The organism is Streptomyces sp. NPDC050422, assembly GCF_044458665.1.
GTDB lineage: Bacteria > Actinomycetota > Actinomycetes > Streptomycetales > Streptomycetaceae > Streptomyces.
Genome location: NZ_JBITIE010000016.1, coordinates 171,243 through 185,771, shown reverse-complemented (window position 1 = coordinate 185,771; position 14,529 = coordinate 171,243). Strand labels below are relative to the sequence as shown.

General features: G+C 70.2%; 14 protein-coding genes. 7 read left to right on the top strand and 7 right to left on the bottom strand.

Going from position 1 to position 14,529, the window contains the following annotated elements; genetic code table 11:
- Positions 1–72 precede the first annotated feature (72 nt).
- The 3 genes from folB to ACIBJG_RS25585 are packed head-to-tail and all read left to right on the top strand — an operon-like array spanning position 73 to position 1,581.
- Entirely contained in the window at positions 73–432 is a 360-nt protein-coding gene (folB, locus tag ACIBJG_RS25595) for a dihydroneopterin aldolase (protein ID WP_326736961.1), read from the top strand.
- Entirely contained in the window at positions 429–1,040 is a 612-nt protein-coding gene (gene folK, locus ACIBJG_RS25590; RefSeq protein WP_399310731.1) for a 2-amino-4-hydroxy-6-hydroxymethyldihydropteridine diphosphokinase, read from the top strand. The genes folB and folK overlap by 4 nt, the downstream gene beginning before the upstream one ends.
- A 58-nt stretch (positions 1,041–1,098) precedes the next feature.
- On the top strand, positions 1,099–1,581 hold the full coding sequence (locus tag ACIBJG_RS25585; protein ID WP_399310729.1) for a DUF3180 domain-containing protein: 483 nt from the start codon (positions 1,099–1,101) through the stop codon (positions 1,579–1,581).
- 45 nt (positions 1,582–1,626) lie between these two features.
- Here ACIBJG_RS25585 and folE read toward each other — a convergent pair whose 3' ends face one another.
- The 6 genes from folE to dacB form a co-directional block, all read right to left on the bottom strand.
- Positions 1,627–2,232 (bottom strand): GTP cyclohydrolase I FolE, encoded by a 606-nt coding sequence (gene folE / locus ACIBJG_RS25580; RefSeq protein ID WP_399310728.1) that lies wholly within the window; start codon positions 2,230–2,232, stop codon positions 1,627–1,629.
- A gap of 207 nt (positions 2,233–2,439) precedes the next feature.
- Complete coding sequence (ftsH, locus tag ACIBJG_RS25575; protein WP_399310726.1) at positions 2,440–4,464, bottom strand: ATP-dependent zinc metalloprotease FtsH; 2,025 nt, start codon at positions 4,462–4,464, stop codon at positions 2,440–2,442.
- 196 nt (positions 4,465–4,660) lie between these two features.
- Positions 4,661–5,200, bottom strand: a complete 540-nt coding sequence (gene hpt / locus ACIBJG_RS25570) for a hypoxanthine phosphoribosyltransferase (RefSeq protein ID WP_399310814.1) — start codon at positions 5,198–5,200, stop codon at positions 4,661–4,663.
- A 99-nt stretch (positions 5,201–5,299) separates the two neighbouring features.
- Positions 5,300–6,391 carry a tRNA lysidine(34) synthetase TilS gene (tilS, locus tag ACIBJG_RS25565; RefSeq protein WP_399310724.1) on the bottom strand — a complete coding sequence of 364 codons (1,092 nt, stop codon included), beginning with the start codon at positions 6,389–6,391 and terminating at the stop codon, positions 5,300–5,302.
- A 200-nt stretch (positions 6,392–6,591) separates the two neighbouring features.
- Positions 6,592–7,725: a zinc-dependent metalloprotease gene (locus tag ACIBJG_RS25560; protein WP_399310723.1), complete on the bottom strand. Its 1,134-nt coding sequence runs from the start codon at positions 7,723–7,725 to the stop codon at positions 6,592–6,594.
- 49 nt (positions 7,726–7,774) lie between these two features.
- Entirely contained in the window at positions 7,775–9,280 is a 1,506-nt protein-coding gene (dacB, locus tag ACIBJG_RS25555) for a D-alanyl-D-alanine carboxypeptidase/D-alanyl-D-alanine-endopeptidase (protein ID WP_399310721.1), read from the bottom strand.
- A gap of 86 nt (positions 9,281–9,366) precedes the next feature.
- On the opposite strand from dacB, the gene ACIBJG_RS25550 reads away from it, so the two are divergent.
- Together ACIBJG_RS25550 and ACIBJG_RS25545 are read left to right on the top strand one after the other, a co-directional pair.
- Positions 9,367–9,861: an inorganic diphosphatase gene (locus ACIBJG_RS25550; RefSeq protein WP_123525235.1), complete on the top strand. Its 495-nt coding sequence runs from the start codon at positions 9,367–9,369 to the stop codon at positions 9,859–9,861.
- Between the two features lie 139 nt (positions 9,862–10,000).
- Positions 10,001–11,698: a threonine/serine exporter ThrE family protein gene (locus ACIBJG_RS25545; RefSeq protein ID WP_399310719.1), complete on the top strand. Its 1,698-nt coding sequence runs from the start codon at positions 10,001–10,003 to the stop codon at positions 11,696–11,698.
- A gap of 33 nt (positions 11,699–11,731) precedes the next feature.
- Here ACIBJG_RS25545 and ACIBJG_RS25540 read toward each other — a convergent pair whose 3' ends face one another.
- Positions 11,732–12,442, bottom strand: a complete 711-nt coding sequence (locus tag ACIBJG_RS25540; protein ID WP_399310717.1) for a DedA family protein — start codon at positions 12,440–12,442, stop codon at positions 11,732–11,734.
- 148 nt (positions 12,443–12,590) lie between these two features.
- Here ACIBJG_RS25540 and ACIBJG_RS25535 point away from each other — a divergent pair, with 148 nt between their 5' ends.
- On the top strand, positions 12,591–12,956 hold the full coding sequence (locus tag ACIBJG_RS25535) for a YbjQ family protein (protein ID WP_219567320.1): 366 nt from the start codon (positions 12,591–12,593) through the stop codon (positions 12,954–12,956).
- 141 nt (positions 12,957–13,097) lie between these two features.
- Positions 13,098–14,522, top strand: coding sequence for a glutamate decarboxylase (locus tag ACIBJG_RS25530; protein ID WP_399310715.1), 1,425 nt, complete (start codon positions 13,098–13,100; stop codon positions 14,520–14,522).
- Positions 14,523–14,529: the final 7 nt, after the last annotated feature.

The window sequence follows — 14,529 nt, the reverse complement described above, 5'->3', positions numbered from 1 at the left end:
TTCGGAAATGGGTACGCAACCGCCCGCACGCGGTTCCGTGCCCCTTCGACAACAACAGCAGGAGTGATTCGCGTGGATCGTGTCGCGCTGCGCGGCCTCAAGGCCCGTGGGCACCATGGCGTCTTTCCCCGGGAACGGGAAGAGGGACAGACGTTCATCGTGGACCTGGTGCTCGGCCTCGACACCCGCCCCGCGGCAGCCGCGGACGACCTCACGAAGACCGTGCACTACGGCGTGGTCGCCGAGGAGGTCGTCGCCGTGGTCCAGGGCGAGCCGGTCGATCTGATCGAGACGCTCGCCGAGCGCATCGCCCAGCAGTGTCTCAAGCACGAAGGCGTCGAGGAGGTGGAGGTCGTGGTCCACAAGCCGGACGCGCCCATCACCGTCCCGTTCGACGACGTCACCGTCACCATCACCCGGAGCCGAGCATGACTGCATTTTCTACCGAGGGGCAGAGCGACCCGACCGTACAGCCGGTTCCCGCCTCCGTGGTCGAGCAGGTGGACGCCGCGGACATCACCCTCTCCAACCCCAAACGCGCCGTGATCTCCCTGGGCTCCAACCTGGGCAACCGCCTGGAGACCCTCCAGGGCGCCATCGACGCCCTGGAGGACACTCCGGGCCTCCGGGTCAAGGCGGTCTCCCCGGTGTACGAGACGGAGCCGTGGGGCGTCGAGCCCGGCTCCCAGCCCTCGTACTTCAACGCGGTCGTCGTCGTGAAGACGACGCTGCCCCCGTCCTCCCTCCTGGAGCGCGGCCAGGCCATCGAGGAGGCCTTCGAGCGCGTACGTGAGGAGCGCTGGGGGCCCCGCACCATCGACGTGGACATCGTCGCGTACGCCGACGTCGTCTCCGACGACCCGGAGCTCACCCTCCCCCACCCCCGGGCCCGCGAACGCGCCTTCGTCCTCGTTCCGTGGCACGACGTGGATCCCGGGGCCCAACTGCCCGGCGCCGGCACCGTCGCCGATCTGCTGGCCGGTGTGGGACGCGGCGGCGTACTCCCCCGGGCCGACCTGGAACTCCGGCTGCCCGAGTAGTCGTTAGGCTCGAAGGAGAAGGCAGGACATCCACAGGCGGCGAAGGGCGGCTCACCCGGTGAAGCAACTACGGCTCGGAGTACTGGCCGGCCTCTTCGCCGCCGCCGGGGTGCTGTCCTGGGGCGGTGCCCGCCTCTGGGACTCCCTCGGCACCCTGCCGAGCGTCCCGCTGGCCGCGCCCATCGTGCTCGCGGTGATCGCCGTGGTCCTGCTGGCGACGGCGCTGTCCATCCGCTCCCGGCTGCGCGCCCAGCGCGAGCGCCGGCCGGGCGCGAAGGGCGTCGAACCCCTGATGGCGGCCCGTGCCGTGGTCTTCGGCCAGGCCAGCGCCCTCGTCGTCGCCCTGGTCTCCGGGCTGTACGGCGGCGTCGGCGTCTTCCTGCTCGGCTCCCTGGACAACCCGCCCCGCCGCGACCAGGCCATCTACGCGGGCTTCGCGGTCCTGGCCGGCATCGCGGTGATCGCGGCGGCCCTCTTCCTGGAGCGCGTCTGCAAGCTCCCGGACGACGAGGACGACAACAAGAACGCGGCGGCGGCCTAGCCCGCCGCCCACTCGCGTACCGGTCGGGGCGTCAGCGTCGGGGCGTCAGCGCGCCATGATCAGGCTCATGGCCTCGGCGCGCGTCGCGGGGTCGCGGAGCTGCCCGCGGACCGCTGAGGTCAGCGTCTTCGCACCGGGCTTGCGGATGCCGCGCATCGACATGCACATGTGCTCGCACTCCACGACGACGATCACGCCGCGCGGCTCCAGGATCGCCATCAGAGACTCGGCGACCTGCGTGGTGAGGCGCTCCTGGACCTGCGGCCGGCGGGCGTAGACGTCCACCAGCCGGGCCAGCTTCGACAGGCCGGTGATCTTGCCGCTGGTCGCCGGGATGTACCCGACGTGCGCCACTCCGCGGAACGGCACCAGGTGGTGTTCACAGGTGCTGAACACTTCGATGTCCTTGACCAGCACCATCTCGTCGTGGCCCAGGTCGAACGTGGTCGTCAGGACGTCCTCGGGCTCCTGGTACAGGCCCGCGAATATCTCCTTGTACGCCCGCGCCACCCGCCCCGGCGTCTCCCGCAGCCCTTCCCTGTCCGGGTCCTCCCCGACGGCGATGAGCAGCTCGCGAACGGCCGCCTCGGCCCGCTTCTCGTCGAACTCGCCGATCGGTCCCTGGCCGTCCAGCGTCACCGGGTCGGTCATCTGTGCCTCGTTCCTCTGAACTGTCACTGCGTGGGCATCCGCGCAGGTGCGGGGCCTGTCCGGCGGATCATGGCCGGGGCCGACCCTGATCCGCCGGACAGGCCCCAAGGGAAAAGCCGCGCCCCCACAGGCTAAAACCTGGGGGGCGCGGCATCCATTCCGGGCCCGGTGAAGCCCCCGTGACAGGGGCCACACCGGGGTCGGCGTCTAGCTCTCGGGACGCTCCTCGGGGATCGCCTCGGTCGCCGGAACCGTGTCCGTGACCGAGCCGTTCGCCGTGGTGGCGCCGTTGGTGAGGGCGAGCTCCTTCGGGGAGAGCACCGGCGGCCGGGTGGACGGCGTGCGCCGGGCGGAGCCCGTCCACGCGGGACGGGCCGGACGCTTGACGATCGGAGCGAAGATCTCGGCGATCTCCGCCTTGCCGAGGGTCTCCTTCTCAAGGAGCTGGAGAACCAGGGCGTCCAGAACGTCGCGGTTCTCGACGAGGATCTCCCACGCATCGTTGTGCGCGGTCTCGATGAGCTTCTTGACCTCTTCGTCGACCAGCGCGGCGACCTCTTCCGAGTAGTCGCGCTGGTGGCCCATCTCGCGGCCCACGAACGGCTCGGTGTTGTCGCCACCGAACTTGATCGCGCCGAGCCGCTCCGTCATGCCGTACTGCGTGACCATCGCGCGGGCCGTTGCCGTGGCCTTCTCGATGTCGTTCGCAGCGCCGGTCGTCGGGTCGTGGAAGACCAGCTCCTCGGCCGCGCGCCCGCCCAGCATGTAAGCCAGCTGGTCGAGCATCTCGTTGCGCGTCGTGGAGTACTTGTCCTCCTCCGGGAGCACCATCGTGTAACCGAGGGCGCGGCCGCGGGAGAGAATCGTGATCTTGTGGACCGGGTCCGACTGAGGTGAGGCCGCCGCGACCAGGGCGTGTCCGCCCTCGTGGTACGCGGTGATCTTCTTCTCCTTCTCGGACATGATCCGGGTCCGCTTCTGCGGACCCGCCACGACGCGGTCGATGGCCTCGTCGAGCATGTTGTTGTCGATCAGCTTCAGATTGCTGCGCGCCGTGAGGAGCGCCGCTTCGTTCAGCACGTTGGCCAGATCGGCACCGGTGAATCCGGGCGTACGACGGGCAACGGCGCCGAGATCGACGTCCGGTGCGACCGGCTTGCCCTTCTGGTGAACCTTGAGGATCTCCAGCCGGCCCAGCATGTCCGGCCGGTCGACCGCGATCTGCCGGTCGAAACGGCCCGGGCGCAGGAGCGCCGGGTCGAGGATGTCCGGCCGGTTCGTGGCGGCGATCAGGATGACGCCGCCCTTCACGTCGAAGCCGTCCATCTCCACGAGCAGCTGGTTCAGCGTCTGCTCGCGCTCGTCGTGACCGCCGCCCATACCGGCACCGCGGTGCCGGCCGACAGCGTCGATCTCGTCGACGAAGACGATCGCCGGGGCGTTCGCCTTGGCCTGCTCGAAGAGGTCACGGACACGGGAGGCACCGACACCGACGAACATCTCGACGAAGTCGGAACCGGAGATCGAGTAGAACGGGACGCCCGCCTCGCCGGCGACGGCGCGTGCGAGCAGCGTCTTGCCCGTACCGGGAGGCCCGTACAGCAGGACGCCCTTGGGGATCTTGGCGCCGACGGCCTGGAACTTCGCCGGCTCCTGGAGGAACTCCTTGATCTCGTGGAGCTCCTCGACCGCCTCGTCCGACCCCGCCACATCGGCGAACGTCGTCTTGGGAGTGTCCTTGGTGATCAGCTTGGCCTTGGACTTGCCGAACTGCATGACCTTGGAGCCGCCACCCTGCATCTGGTTCATCAGAAACAGGAAGACGACCACGATGAGGACGAACGGCAGCAGCGAGAAGAGGATCGAGACGAACGGGGACTGCTTCGACGGCGAGACGGTGTAGCCCTTGTCGATGTCACCGCCCTCGAACTTCTTCTGCAGCGTGTCGGCGAGTTGGACGCCCTGGTCGCCGATGTAGCTCGCCTGGAACTTGCTGCCGGACTCGCCGGAGAGTTTCTGGCCGTCCTTCAGCTCGATCTTGATGATGTGATCGTCACCGGTGGTCAGCTTGGCCTGCTCCACCTGGTTCTTACTGATCGCCTGGATCACCTTGCCGGTGTCCACCGTCTTGTAGCCGCCACCCGAGCCGACGACCTGCATCAACACGACCACGGCGAGGACGGCCAGCACGATCCACATGACCGGCCCACGGAAGTATCGCTTCACGTCCATCCATACGGAGCGAAGACGCCCCGTCCCTCCTGCCCGTAGGTAAATGCTGCTGTGAGTAAAGACTGTTCTTCGGACGGTACACCGGCATTGTCACCGACGACCGTCGAGGACGTCTGTCAAACCCGCCTTCGAAGGCTCAACGGCGGGAAATCGGTGAGGGTTCCCCGCAGCCGGGACGGGTTGGCCGGCGTCGCCGTCAGCCGCCGTACACGTGCGGGGCGAGGGTGCCGACGAAGGGGAGGTTGCGGTACTTCTCCGCGTAGTCCAGCCCGTATCCGACGACGAACTCGTTGGGAATGTCGAAGCCGACCCACTTGCAGTCGAGAGCGACCTTGGCCGCGTCCGGCTTGCGCAGCAGGGTGCAGATCTCCAGTGATGCGGGCTCGCGCGAGCCCAGGTTCGACATCAGCCAGGACAGCGTCAGGCCCGAGTCGATGATGTCCTCGACGATCAGGACGTGCTTGCCCTTGATGTCGGTGTCCAGGTCCTTGAGGATCCGGACGACACCGGAGGACTGGGTGCCCGCGCCGTACGACGAGACGGCCATCCAGTCCATGGTGACGGGGGTGGACAGCGCGCGCGCCAGGTCCGCCATGACCATCACCGCGCCCTTGAGGACTCCGACGAGGAGCAGGTCCCTGCCCGCGTACTCCGCGTCGATCTTCGCGGCCAGGTCGACGAGCTTCGCGTCGATCTCTTCCTTGGTGAGGAGCACCGACTGAAGGTCGGTGCCCATGTCCTTCTCGTTCACCCGCGTCTCTTTCTTTGCCTGCCGGGCCCGGGATGGTGTCCCGGGCCTGCGCGGCCGCTCGCCTGCATGTCAGCCGCTTGTACGTCAGCTCTGCCGAATCACCAGTCTGCCACCCTGGCGCAGGGCTTCGACGCGGCCGGGGAGGTTGATGGCCTGCTGGCCGCGCCAGCCGGTGATGAGGCGGTCGACTTCCTCGATGTGCCGGGCGAAGAGGGAACCGGCCGGGGAGCCCGCCTCTATGGCCGCCCGGCGCAGGACGCGGCGGCGTACCGCGGGCGGCAGCACGTACAGCTTGGCGCACTCCAGCCGGCCCGCGGCGTCGCGCACATCACGCCCGGCCTCGGCGGCCCAGGTGTCCAGGGCGTCGGCGTCGTCGCGGGAGAGCTGCGCCGTACGGGCCAGCGCCTCGACGACTCCTTTGCCCAGCGCCTTCTCCAGGGCGGGCAGGCCCTCGTGGCGCAGCCGGGAGCGGGTGTAGGCGGGGTCGATGTTGTGCGGGTCGTCCCAGACGGGCAGGGACTGGGCCATGCAGGCCGTGCGGGCGGTCTGCCGGTCGAGCTGGAGGAACGGGCGGCGGTAGCGGCCGGCCGGTCCGGACGCGGCGGCCATGCCGGAGAGGGAGCGGATGCCGGAGCCGCGGGCGAGGCCCAGTAGTACCGTCTCCGCCTGGTCGTCGCGGGTGTGGCCGAGCAGGACGGCGGCGGCGCCGTGCCGTTCGGCGGCGGCGTCCAGGGCCGCGTAGCGGGCGTCACGGGCGGCGGCCTCGGGCCCGCCGTCGTGGCCGACGCGCACCGCGACGGCCTCGACCGGGTCGAGGTCCATGGCGGTCAGGCGGCCGACGACCTCGGTGGCGCGGGTGTCGGAGCCGTTCTGGAGGCCGTGGTCGACGGTGATGCCGCCGGCCCGGACGGCGAGTTTGCGGGCCTCGAAGGCGAGGGCGGAGGCGAGCGCCATGGAATCGGCGCCGCCGGAGCATGCCACCAGCACCAGGGGGGTATCGGTGCGTTCGGGAAGTGCGGGACGCCGCCTGCCCACCCCCGCTTCGGCGAGCTCGGGGTGCGGGGCGCGTCCGGTGTGCCCGGTGCGTTCGTTCTGATCGGCGAATTCGGTGAGTACGTCGTGGAGTACGCGGCGGACCGCCAGGCGTATCGCCGCGACCGCAGGATGGGGACCCATGTCCGGTGCCCTTCGTGAAGTTCTGGAGAGGTGCCTCCGAGTGCCGGACGGTGAAGACTGCCATCACTCAGAGTGCGTCGATGGTGACAGAGCAAAGCCGTTCATCGAGCATTGCACGCCTTCCCATGCCCCTACGGTCCCTCGGATGGGTGATTACCGGCGCGTTGCCCTCGGGTCCCCGGCTTGTGCGCGGGCCGTGATCATGACTCTGCCTTACGGTGCACCCGCGCGATCCAGTCCTCCGGTTTGGCGATCTCCGCCTTGGTCGGGAGGGTGTTGGGCGAGGTCCAGACCCGGTTGAAGCCGTCCATTCCGACCTCGTCGACCACGGCGCGCACGAACCGCTCGCCGTCCCGGTACTGACGCAGCTTGGCATCGAGCCCCAGGAGCTTGCGCAGCGCCTGGTCGAGACGGCTCGCGCCGCGCGCCCTGCGCTGCTGGAACTTCTCCCGGATCTCGCCGACGGAGGACACCACCTCGGGGCCGACGCCGTCCATCACATAGTCGGCGTGCCCCTCCAGCAGGGACATCACCGCGGTGAGCCGGCCGAGGATCTCGCGCTGGGCGGGAGTCTGGACGATCTCGACCAGGCTGCGCCCGCCGTCCTCGCCCTCCTCGCCCTCGGGCCGGCCGCCGGCCAGCGACTGGGCGGCCTCGCGGAGCCGTTCGAGCACCGTCATCGGGTCGACGTCGGTCTCGTCGAGGAATGACTGGATCTCGCCCTGCAGATGGTCGCGGAGCCAGGGCACCGCGGTGAACTGGGTGCGGTGCGTCTCCTCGTGGAGGGCGACCCAGAGGCGGAAGTCGTGCGGGTCCACCTCCAGCTCCCGCTCGACGTGGACGATGTTCGGGGCGACCAGCAGGAGCCTGCCGCCGCCGTCGGCCGAGGCCGGCAGGTCACGGGTGGCGGGGGCGAACGTCTCGTACTGGCCGAGGACCCGGGAGGCCAGGAACGACAGCAGCATCCCCACCTCCACGCCGGTCACCTTGGAGCCGACCGCGCCGAGCACGGCGCCGCCCGCACCGCCGCCGCGCCGCTCCTCCATCTTCTCCAGAAGGGGGCGCAGCAGTTCCCGGAAGCCCGCGACGTTCGCCCTGATCCAGCCCGCCCGGTCGACGACCAGGACCGGAGTGTCCTCCGGTTCGGTCCCTTCCGGGATCATCCGGGTGAACGAACGGACGTGTTCCTCCGCCGCCTTGGCATGCCTGCGCAGCTCCGCGACGACCTCGCGGGCCTCCTCGCGGCTGATCTCGGGACCCGGCCGCACAAGCCGGGTCGCTGTCGCGACCGCGAGATTCCAGTCGACCATCCCGGCACCACCGATGCTCGTCATGCGTCAACCGTACGTGCTCTGCCCTTGTCGCGGTGAGGTGTTGACCCGCTCACCGCCGGCCGGCGGCCAGAGCGGTGGCGAGCGCGTCGAGGGCGGACTGGGCCTCGGACGGGGCGGTGGTGCCCGACGAGAGGAAGGCGAACGTGAGCAGCCGGCCGTGGGGGTCGACGACCGTGCCGGAAAGGGTGTTGACGCCCGTGAGGGTGCCCGTCTTGGCGCGGATCAGGCCGCTGCCGCCGGCCTTCGTGGTGTAGCGGTCGCTGAGCGTTCCACTGAAGCCGGCGACCGGGAGGCCGGTGAGGACGGGGCGCAGCTCCGGATGGTCCTGGCCGGCCGCGCGGGCCAGCAGCCCGGCGAGCAGGGCGGCGGTGACCTTGTCCTTGCGGTTGAGCCCGCTGCCGTCGGCGATGGACACGCCCCTCAGCGGCAGCCCCAGCTTCCTCAGCTGCGCGGTGACGGCCCGTCGGCCGCCGTTGAAGTCGGCCGGTTCACCCGTGGCGAGCGCGGTCTGCCGGGCGAGTGCCTCGGCGATGTCGTTGTCGCTGTTGGTCAGTGCGCGCTCGACGAGGGCGGACAGCGGGGCGGACAGGTGCCTGGCGACGGGCCGGGACTTCGCGGCCGCCCGGCCGGGGGCGGCGCCGTCCCCGGTGGCGATCCCGGCCTCGTCCAGCAGTTCGCCGAACACGTCGGCGGCGTCGCGTGCCGGGTCGCCGCTGCGCGGTGCGGGGCCGCTGGAGGTGTCGTCGAGCCGGCCCTCGTCCATCATCAGGGCGCTCACGGGGGCGATGTTCTCGTTGGGGCCGATCGGGTGGAGCGCGGGCCCGGAGTAGCCGGAGGTGTCGTACCGCAGCCGCACCGAACGGATCCCGCCGTCCTTGAGGGCGCGGGCCGTGGCGGCGGCCAGGGAGCGCAGGGCCGCCCGGTCGAGGGTCGGGTCGCCGCCGCCGACCAGCGTCACGGTGCGCAGATCGGCGGCGGCCCGGACGGTCGTGGGGATGCGGTGGGTGGGGCCGAGCGCCGTCAGGGCCGCGACCGTGGTGGCGATCTTGACGGTGGACGCGGGTGTCATGGGGGTGTCGGCCCCCACCCCGTACAGCCGCTTGCCGGTGGCCGTGTCGATGACGACGGCACTGCGCCGGCTGCCGAGCGCGGGGTTCTTCAGCAACGGGTCCAGGACGGCGCGGAGTCCGGCAGCTGCTCCGTCCGGGGCGACCGCGGCGTCCGGCGCGGGCTTGTCGGCCCCGGTGCCGAGGGCCGCGAGTACGGCCGGGGCGCTGGGGGCCGGGGCCGGTCCGGCGGGGTCGGCCGGCTCGTGATGTGCGCCACCTGCACGGGCCCGGGCAGCCGCCCAGTCCTGCTCGGCCTTACGCTGACCCGAGTCCCAGGGACCGGCGGCGAAGACGGCGCCGGCTGCGAGGGCCAGGCCCAGGACGGCGGAGACAGCCGTGAACTGCCGGTCACCCAGTCCGTTGCGCATGCCCAGGCGGTCGGCGAGAGCCGGTCCGCCAATGCGGGAGAACGGATTGATCGACGGTCTTTTCACCGGCTCGGCCACCGTTGACCAGCCCCTTTCGCGAGCACACAACTCCGTGGGGGACACTTAACCATCAGTCGTATGTGTTGATCATGGAGGAGCCACCCGTGGAGTTCGACGTCGTTATCGAGATCCCTAAGGGTTCGCGGAACAAGTACGAGGTGGACCACGAGACCGGTCGGATCCGCCTGGACCGTCGACTCTTCACCTCGACCAGTTACCCCGCCGACTACGGTTTCGTCGAGAACACCCTCGGCGAGGACGGCGACCCGCTGGACGCGCTGGTCATCCTGGAGGAGCCGACCTTCCCCGGCTGCCTCATCAAGTGCCGCGCGATCGGCATGTTCCGGATGACGGACGAGGCCGGCGGCGACGACAAGCTGCTGTGCGTGCCGGCCTCCGACCCCCGGGTGGAGCACCTGCGCGACATCCACCACGTGTCGGAGTTCGACCGCCTGGAGATCCAGCACTTCTTCGAGGTCTACAAGGACCTGGAGCCGGGCAAGTCCGTCGAGGGCGCCGACTGGGTCGGCCGGGTCGAGGCCGAGGCCGAGATCGAGAACTCCTACAAGCGCCTCGAGGCGCAGGGCGGCGCGCACTGACGTTCCGCTTGCGGTTCTGAACGGCTCTCGGGCGGTACACCTTCACGGTGTGCCGCCCGTTCGCGTGGCCGACCATGGGCGTGGCCATACTGGGCAGGAGTGCGGCCAAGGACGCACAGCCGAGGAGGAGCGAGGTCGAGTGGTGGCGGAACCGGGCGGTCCCGATGACCAGAAGCCCCAGTCCGACGAGGCGCGCAGCGCCTTCTCCCAGCCCGCCGGGGTCGGGAGGTCCGCAGCGCCGTCGGACGACGACCATCCGACGTCGGAGTTCTCCCTGCCGTCCGGGCTGACCCCCGAGCCGCAGGGGCCGTCATCCGGTTCGGGCACGGGTTCCGCTTCCGGTTCGGAGACGGCCGGATCGGCCTTCGCCACGCCGCGCACCTACGACGCCCGGAACTCCCCGCCCGCCTTCACGCCCGCGCACGGCATCCCGATGATCCGGCTGACCAAGGAGGCCCCTTGGCAGGACCGGATGCGCACGATGCTGCGGATGCCGGTCCACGATCGTCCGGCACCGGAACCGGTCCAGCGGCACGACGACGCGGGCCCCGCGGTGCCGCGCGTACTCGACCTGACCCTGCGTATCGGGGAGCTCCTGCTCGCCGGCGGTGAGGGGGCCGAGGACGTCGAGGCGGCGATGTTCGCGGTGACCCGCAGCTACGGGCTCGACCGCTGCGAACCGACCGTCACCTTCACACTGCTGTCGATCTCGCACCAGCCGTCGCTGGTCGACGACCCGGTGACGGCGAGCCGGACCGTACGGCGCCGCGGCACCGACTACACCCGGCTGGCCGCGGTCTTCCGGCTCATCGACGACATCACCACCGAAGAGGGCGAGATCTCGCTGGAGGAGGCCTACCGGCGCCTGGCGGAGATCCGCCGGAACCGGCATCCGTACCCCGGCTGGGTGCTCACCATGGCCGCCGGCGGACTGGCGGGCGCGGCATCGGTGCTGGTCGGCGGTGGGCCCGTGGTGTTCCTGATCGCCGCGCTCGGTGCGATGCTCGGTGACCGGCTGGCCTGGCTGTGTGCCGGGCGCGGGCTGCCGGAGTTCTACCAGTTCGTCGTGGCGGCGATGCCGCCCGCCGCGATGGGCGTGGCGCTGACCCTCACCCACTGGTCGGACGTACGGCCGTCAGCGGTGATCACGGGTGGACTGTTCGCCCTCCTGCCGGGGCGGGCGCTGGTCGCGGGTGTGCAGGACGGTCTGACCGGTTACTACATCACCGCGTCGGCGCGACTGCTGGAGGTCATGTACTTCTTCATCGCCATCGTCACCGGGGTGCTGCTGGCTCTCTACGGGGGGCTCCAGCTGGGTGCCGAGCTGGACCCGGAGGCACGGTTCATCACCCATGACCGGCCGGTGATCCAGATCCTGGCGTCGATGGTGCTGACCCTGTCCTTCGCGATCCTGCTCCAGCAGGAGCGGGCCACGGTCCTGGCGGTGACGCTCAACGGCGGCGTGGCCTGGATCATCTACGGGGCGATGGCCCGGACGGGTGACCTCTCCGCGGTGGCGGCCACCGCCACCGCGGCCGGGCTCGTCGGACTGTTCGGGCAGTTGTTCTCGCGCTACCGGTACACCTCGTCGCTGCCGTTCATCACGGCGGCGATCGGCCCACTGCTGCCTGGCTCCGCCACGTACTTCGGTCTGCTGGGTGTCGCGCAGAACGAGCTGGACCGGGGGCTCGCCTCCCTGTCGACCGCGGTGGCCACGGCGCTGGCCATCGCGATCGGGGTGAACCTGGGAAGCGAGATCTCCCGGCTGTTCATGCGGGTGCCGGGGGCGGTCGGCGGAGCGAACCGCCGCGCGGCCAAGCGGACGCGCGGCTTCTGACGCGGGGACCCGTGGTCCCCCTCGGGACCGGCGTCAGCGCTTGGCGTGGCGGCCGCCGCGACGGCTCGCGTCCGTGCTGCCACCGGCGGCCGGGTCCTCGTCCACGGCCGAGGCGGCCTTCTTCTTCGACTTGCTGCGGGCGCGCAGGAACTCGATGGCGATCGGCACGACCGAGATCAGCACGATCAGGATGAGCATCGCTTCGATGTTCTTGTGCACGAACTCGATCTTGCCCAGGACCGCCCCGAGGAGCGTCACGCCGACGCCCCAGAGGACTCCGCCGATGACGTTGAACGTGATGAACGAGCGGTAGTTCATCCGGCTGACACCGGCGATGATCGGCGTGAACGTCCGCACGATGGGCACGAAGCGGGCCAGGATCAGCGACTTCGGCCCGTACTTCTCGAAGAACTCGTGGGCCTTCTCGACGTTCTCCTGCTTGAAGAGGCGGGAGTCCGGGCGGTTGAAGAGCGAGGGGCCGACCTTGCGGCCGAAGAGATAGCCCACCTGGTCGCCGATGATCGCCGCCAGGGCGACCAGGACGCAGACGAGCCACAGCGGGGTGTGCAGCTTGTCCGTCGTCACCAGCAGACCCGTGGTGAACAGGAGCGAGTCGCCGGGCAGGAAGAACCCGATCAGCAGCCCGGACTCGGCGAAGACGATGACCAGCACACCGATCAGCCCGAACTGCCCGATGAGGTGGTCCGGGTCGAGCCAGCTCGGTCCGAGCGCAAGCGTATTCAAGGGTCCGGGCTCCAGGATGTGGTCGATGTCGGCTGCGTGGCCGCCCAAAGCTATCAACGCGGCAGCCCCCTTCCCGGTTCCACTGGCCCCCGTGGAGATGCACACGGGGTGAACCGGGGCAAAACTCGATCCCAGGAGGTGTCACACCATGGGCATCGAGGATTACGGCGGCGGCCAGACGGCACAGTCCGATGTGCTGGTCGTCACCACCAATGACGTACCCGGCCACCAGGTGACGCAGGTCATCGGCGAGGTGTTCGGCCTGACGGTCAGGTCCCGTCACCTCGGAAGCCAGATCGGCGCCGGGCTGAAGTCCATGATCGGCGGCGAGTTGAAGGGGCTGACCAAGACGCTCGTCGAGACCCGCAACCAGGCCATGGAGCGGCTGGTCGAGCAGGCGAGGGCGCGCGGCGCCAACGCGGTGCTGATGATGCGCTTCGACGTGAGCGAGGCGGCGGACGTGGGCACGGAGGTCTGTGCGTACGGAACCGCTGCGGTGATCAGCAGGAGCTGAGCGGCGTGACGGGGGTGGCTCGGTGCGCCGTCGGCGCCGCCCGACGCGCCGGACACCCCCACTATCCGTATCGTCAGGCATTGTCCGTATCGCCGGATTCATTCCGTCAGGCCGGCGACAGCTGAGAAGGGCAGGTCTGCGATGCCGCTCCACAAAGGCTCCGCACACGGCACCGAACCGTCCGACGCGCGGCGCCGGCTCGCGCTCAACCCGTTCTTCGGGGAGGCCGACCCGACCGCCGGGATGGAGTCCGCACCGCCCCGGCACAAGCTGCCGGACGGACCACTGCCGCCTGCCACCGCGTACGGCCTCGTCCATGACGAGCTGATGCTCGACGGCAATTCGCGGCTCAACCTCGCCACCTTCGTCACCACCTGGATGGAACCCCAGGCCGGTGTGCTGATGGGCGAGTGCCGCGACAAGAACATGATCGACAAGGACGAGTACCCGCGCACCGCCGAACTGGAACGGCGCTGCGTGGCGATGCTCGCCGACCTCTGGAACGCCCCCGACCCCGCCACCGCCGTCGGCTGTTCGACGACCGGGTCCAGCGAGGCCTGCATGCTGGCCGCCATGGCGCTCAAGCGCCGCTGGGCGGCCAAGAACGCCGACCGCTATCCGGCGACCGCCCGGCCCAACCTGGTCATGGGCGTCAACGTGCAGGTCTGCTGGGACAAGTTCTGTACGTTCTGGGAGGTCGAGCCGCGCCTCGTCCCGATGGAGGGCGACCGCTACCACCTCGACCCGCAGGCCGCGGCCGACCTCTGCGACGAGAACACCATCGGCGTCGTCGGCATCCTCGGCTCCACCTTCGACGGCAGCTACGAACCGATCGCCGAGCTCTGCGCGGCCCTCGACGCCCTCCAGGAACGCACCGGCCTCGACATCCCCGTCCACGTCGACGGGGCGTCGGGCGCGATGGTGGCGCCGTTCCTGGACGAGGACCTGGTCTGGGACTTCCGCCTCCCCCGGGTCTCCTCGATCAACACGTCCGGGCACAAGTACGGGCTGGTCTACCCGGGCGTCGGCTGGGCGCTGTGGCGCTCCCCCGCCGAACTGCCCGAGGAGCTCGTCTTCCGGGTCAACTACCTGGGCGGCGACATGCCCACCTTCGCCCTGAACTTCTCCCGGCCGGGCGCCCAGGTCGTGGCGCAGTACTACACCTTCCTGAGGCTGGGCCGGAAGGGCTACAAGGCCGTGCAGCAGGCGTCCCGTGACGTGGCGATGGGGCTGGCGGAGAAGTTCGAGGAGCTAGGCGACTTCCGGCTGCTCACCCGGGGCGACCAGCTGCCCGTCTTCGCGGTGACGACCAAGCCGGAGGTGACGGCGTACGACGTCTTCGACGTGTCGCGCCGGCTGCGCGAACGGGGCTGGCTGGTGCCCGCGTACACCTTCCCGGCCAACCGCGAGGACCTCTCCGTGCTCCGGGTCGTGTGCCGCAACGGCTTCTCGTCCGACCTGGCGGAACTGCTGCTGGAGGACCTGCGGCTGCTGCTGCCCGAGCTGCGCAGCCAGTCGCACCCGTTGAGCGCCGACCACGGCCCGGCGACGTCGTTCCACCACTGAGCACCGC

Coding starts and splice junctions, on each gene's coding strand:
- folK (WP_399310731.1), top strand. CDS start 429: ATGACTGCATTTTCTACCGAGGGGCAGAGCGACCCGACCGTACAGCCG.
- folE (WP_399310728.1), bottom strand. CDS start 2,232: ATGACCGACCCGGTGACGCTGGACGGCCAGGGACCGATCGGCGAGTTC.
- ftsH (WP_399310726.1), bottom strand. CDS start 4,464: ATGGACGTGAAGCGATACTTCCGTGGGCCGGTCATGTGGATCGTGCTG.
- hpt (WP_399310814.1), bottom strand. CDS start 5,200: ATGGGCACCGACCTTCAGTCGGTGCTCCTCACCAAGGAAGAGATCGAC.
- tilS (WP_399310724.1), bottom strand. CDS start 6,391: ATGGGTCCCCATCCTGCGGTCGCGGCGATACGCCTGGCGGTCCGCCGC.
- ACIBJG_RS25560 (WP_399310723.1), bottom strand. CDS start 7,725: ATGACGAGCATCGGTGGTGCCGGGATGGTCGACTGGAATCTCGCGGTC.
- ACIBJG_RS25535 (WP_219567320.1), top strand. CDS start 12,591: ATGGGCATCGAGGATTACGGCGGCGGCCAGACGGCACAGTCCGATGTG.
- ACIBJG_RS25530 (WP_399310715.1), top strand. CDS start 13,098: ATGCCGCTCCACAAAGGCTCCGCACACGGCACCGAACCGTCCGACGCG.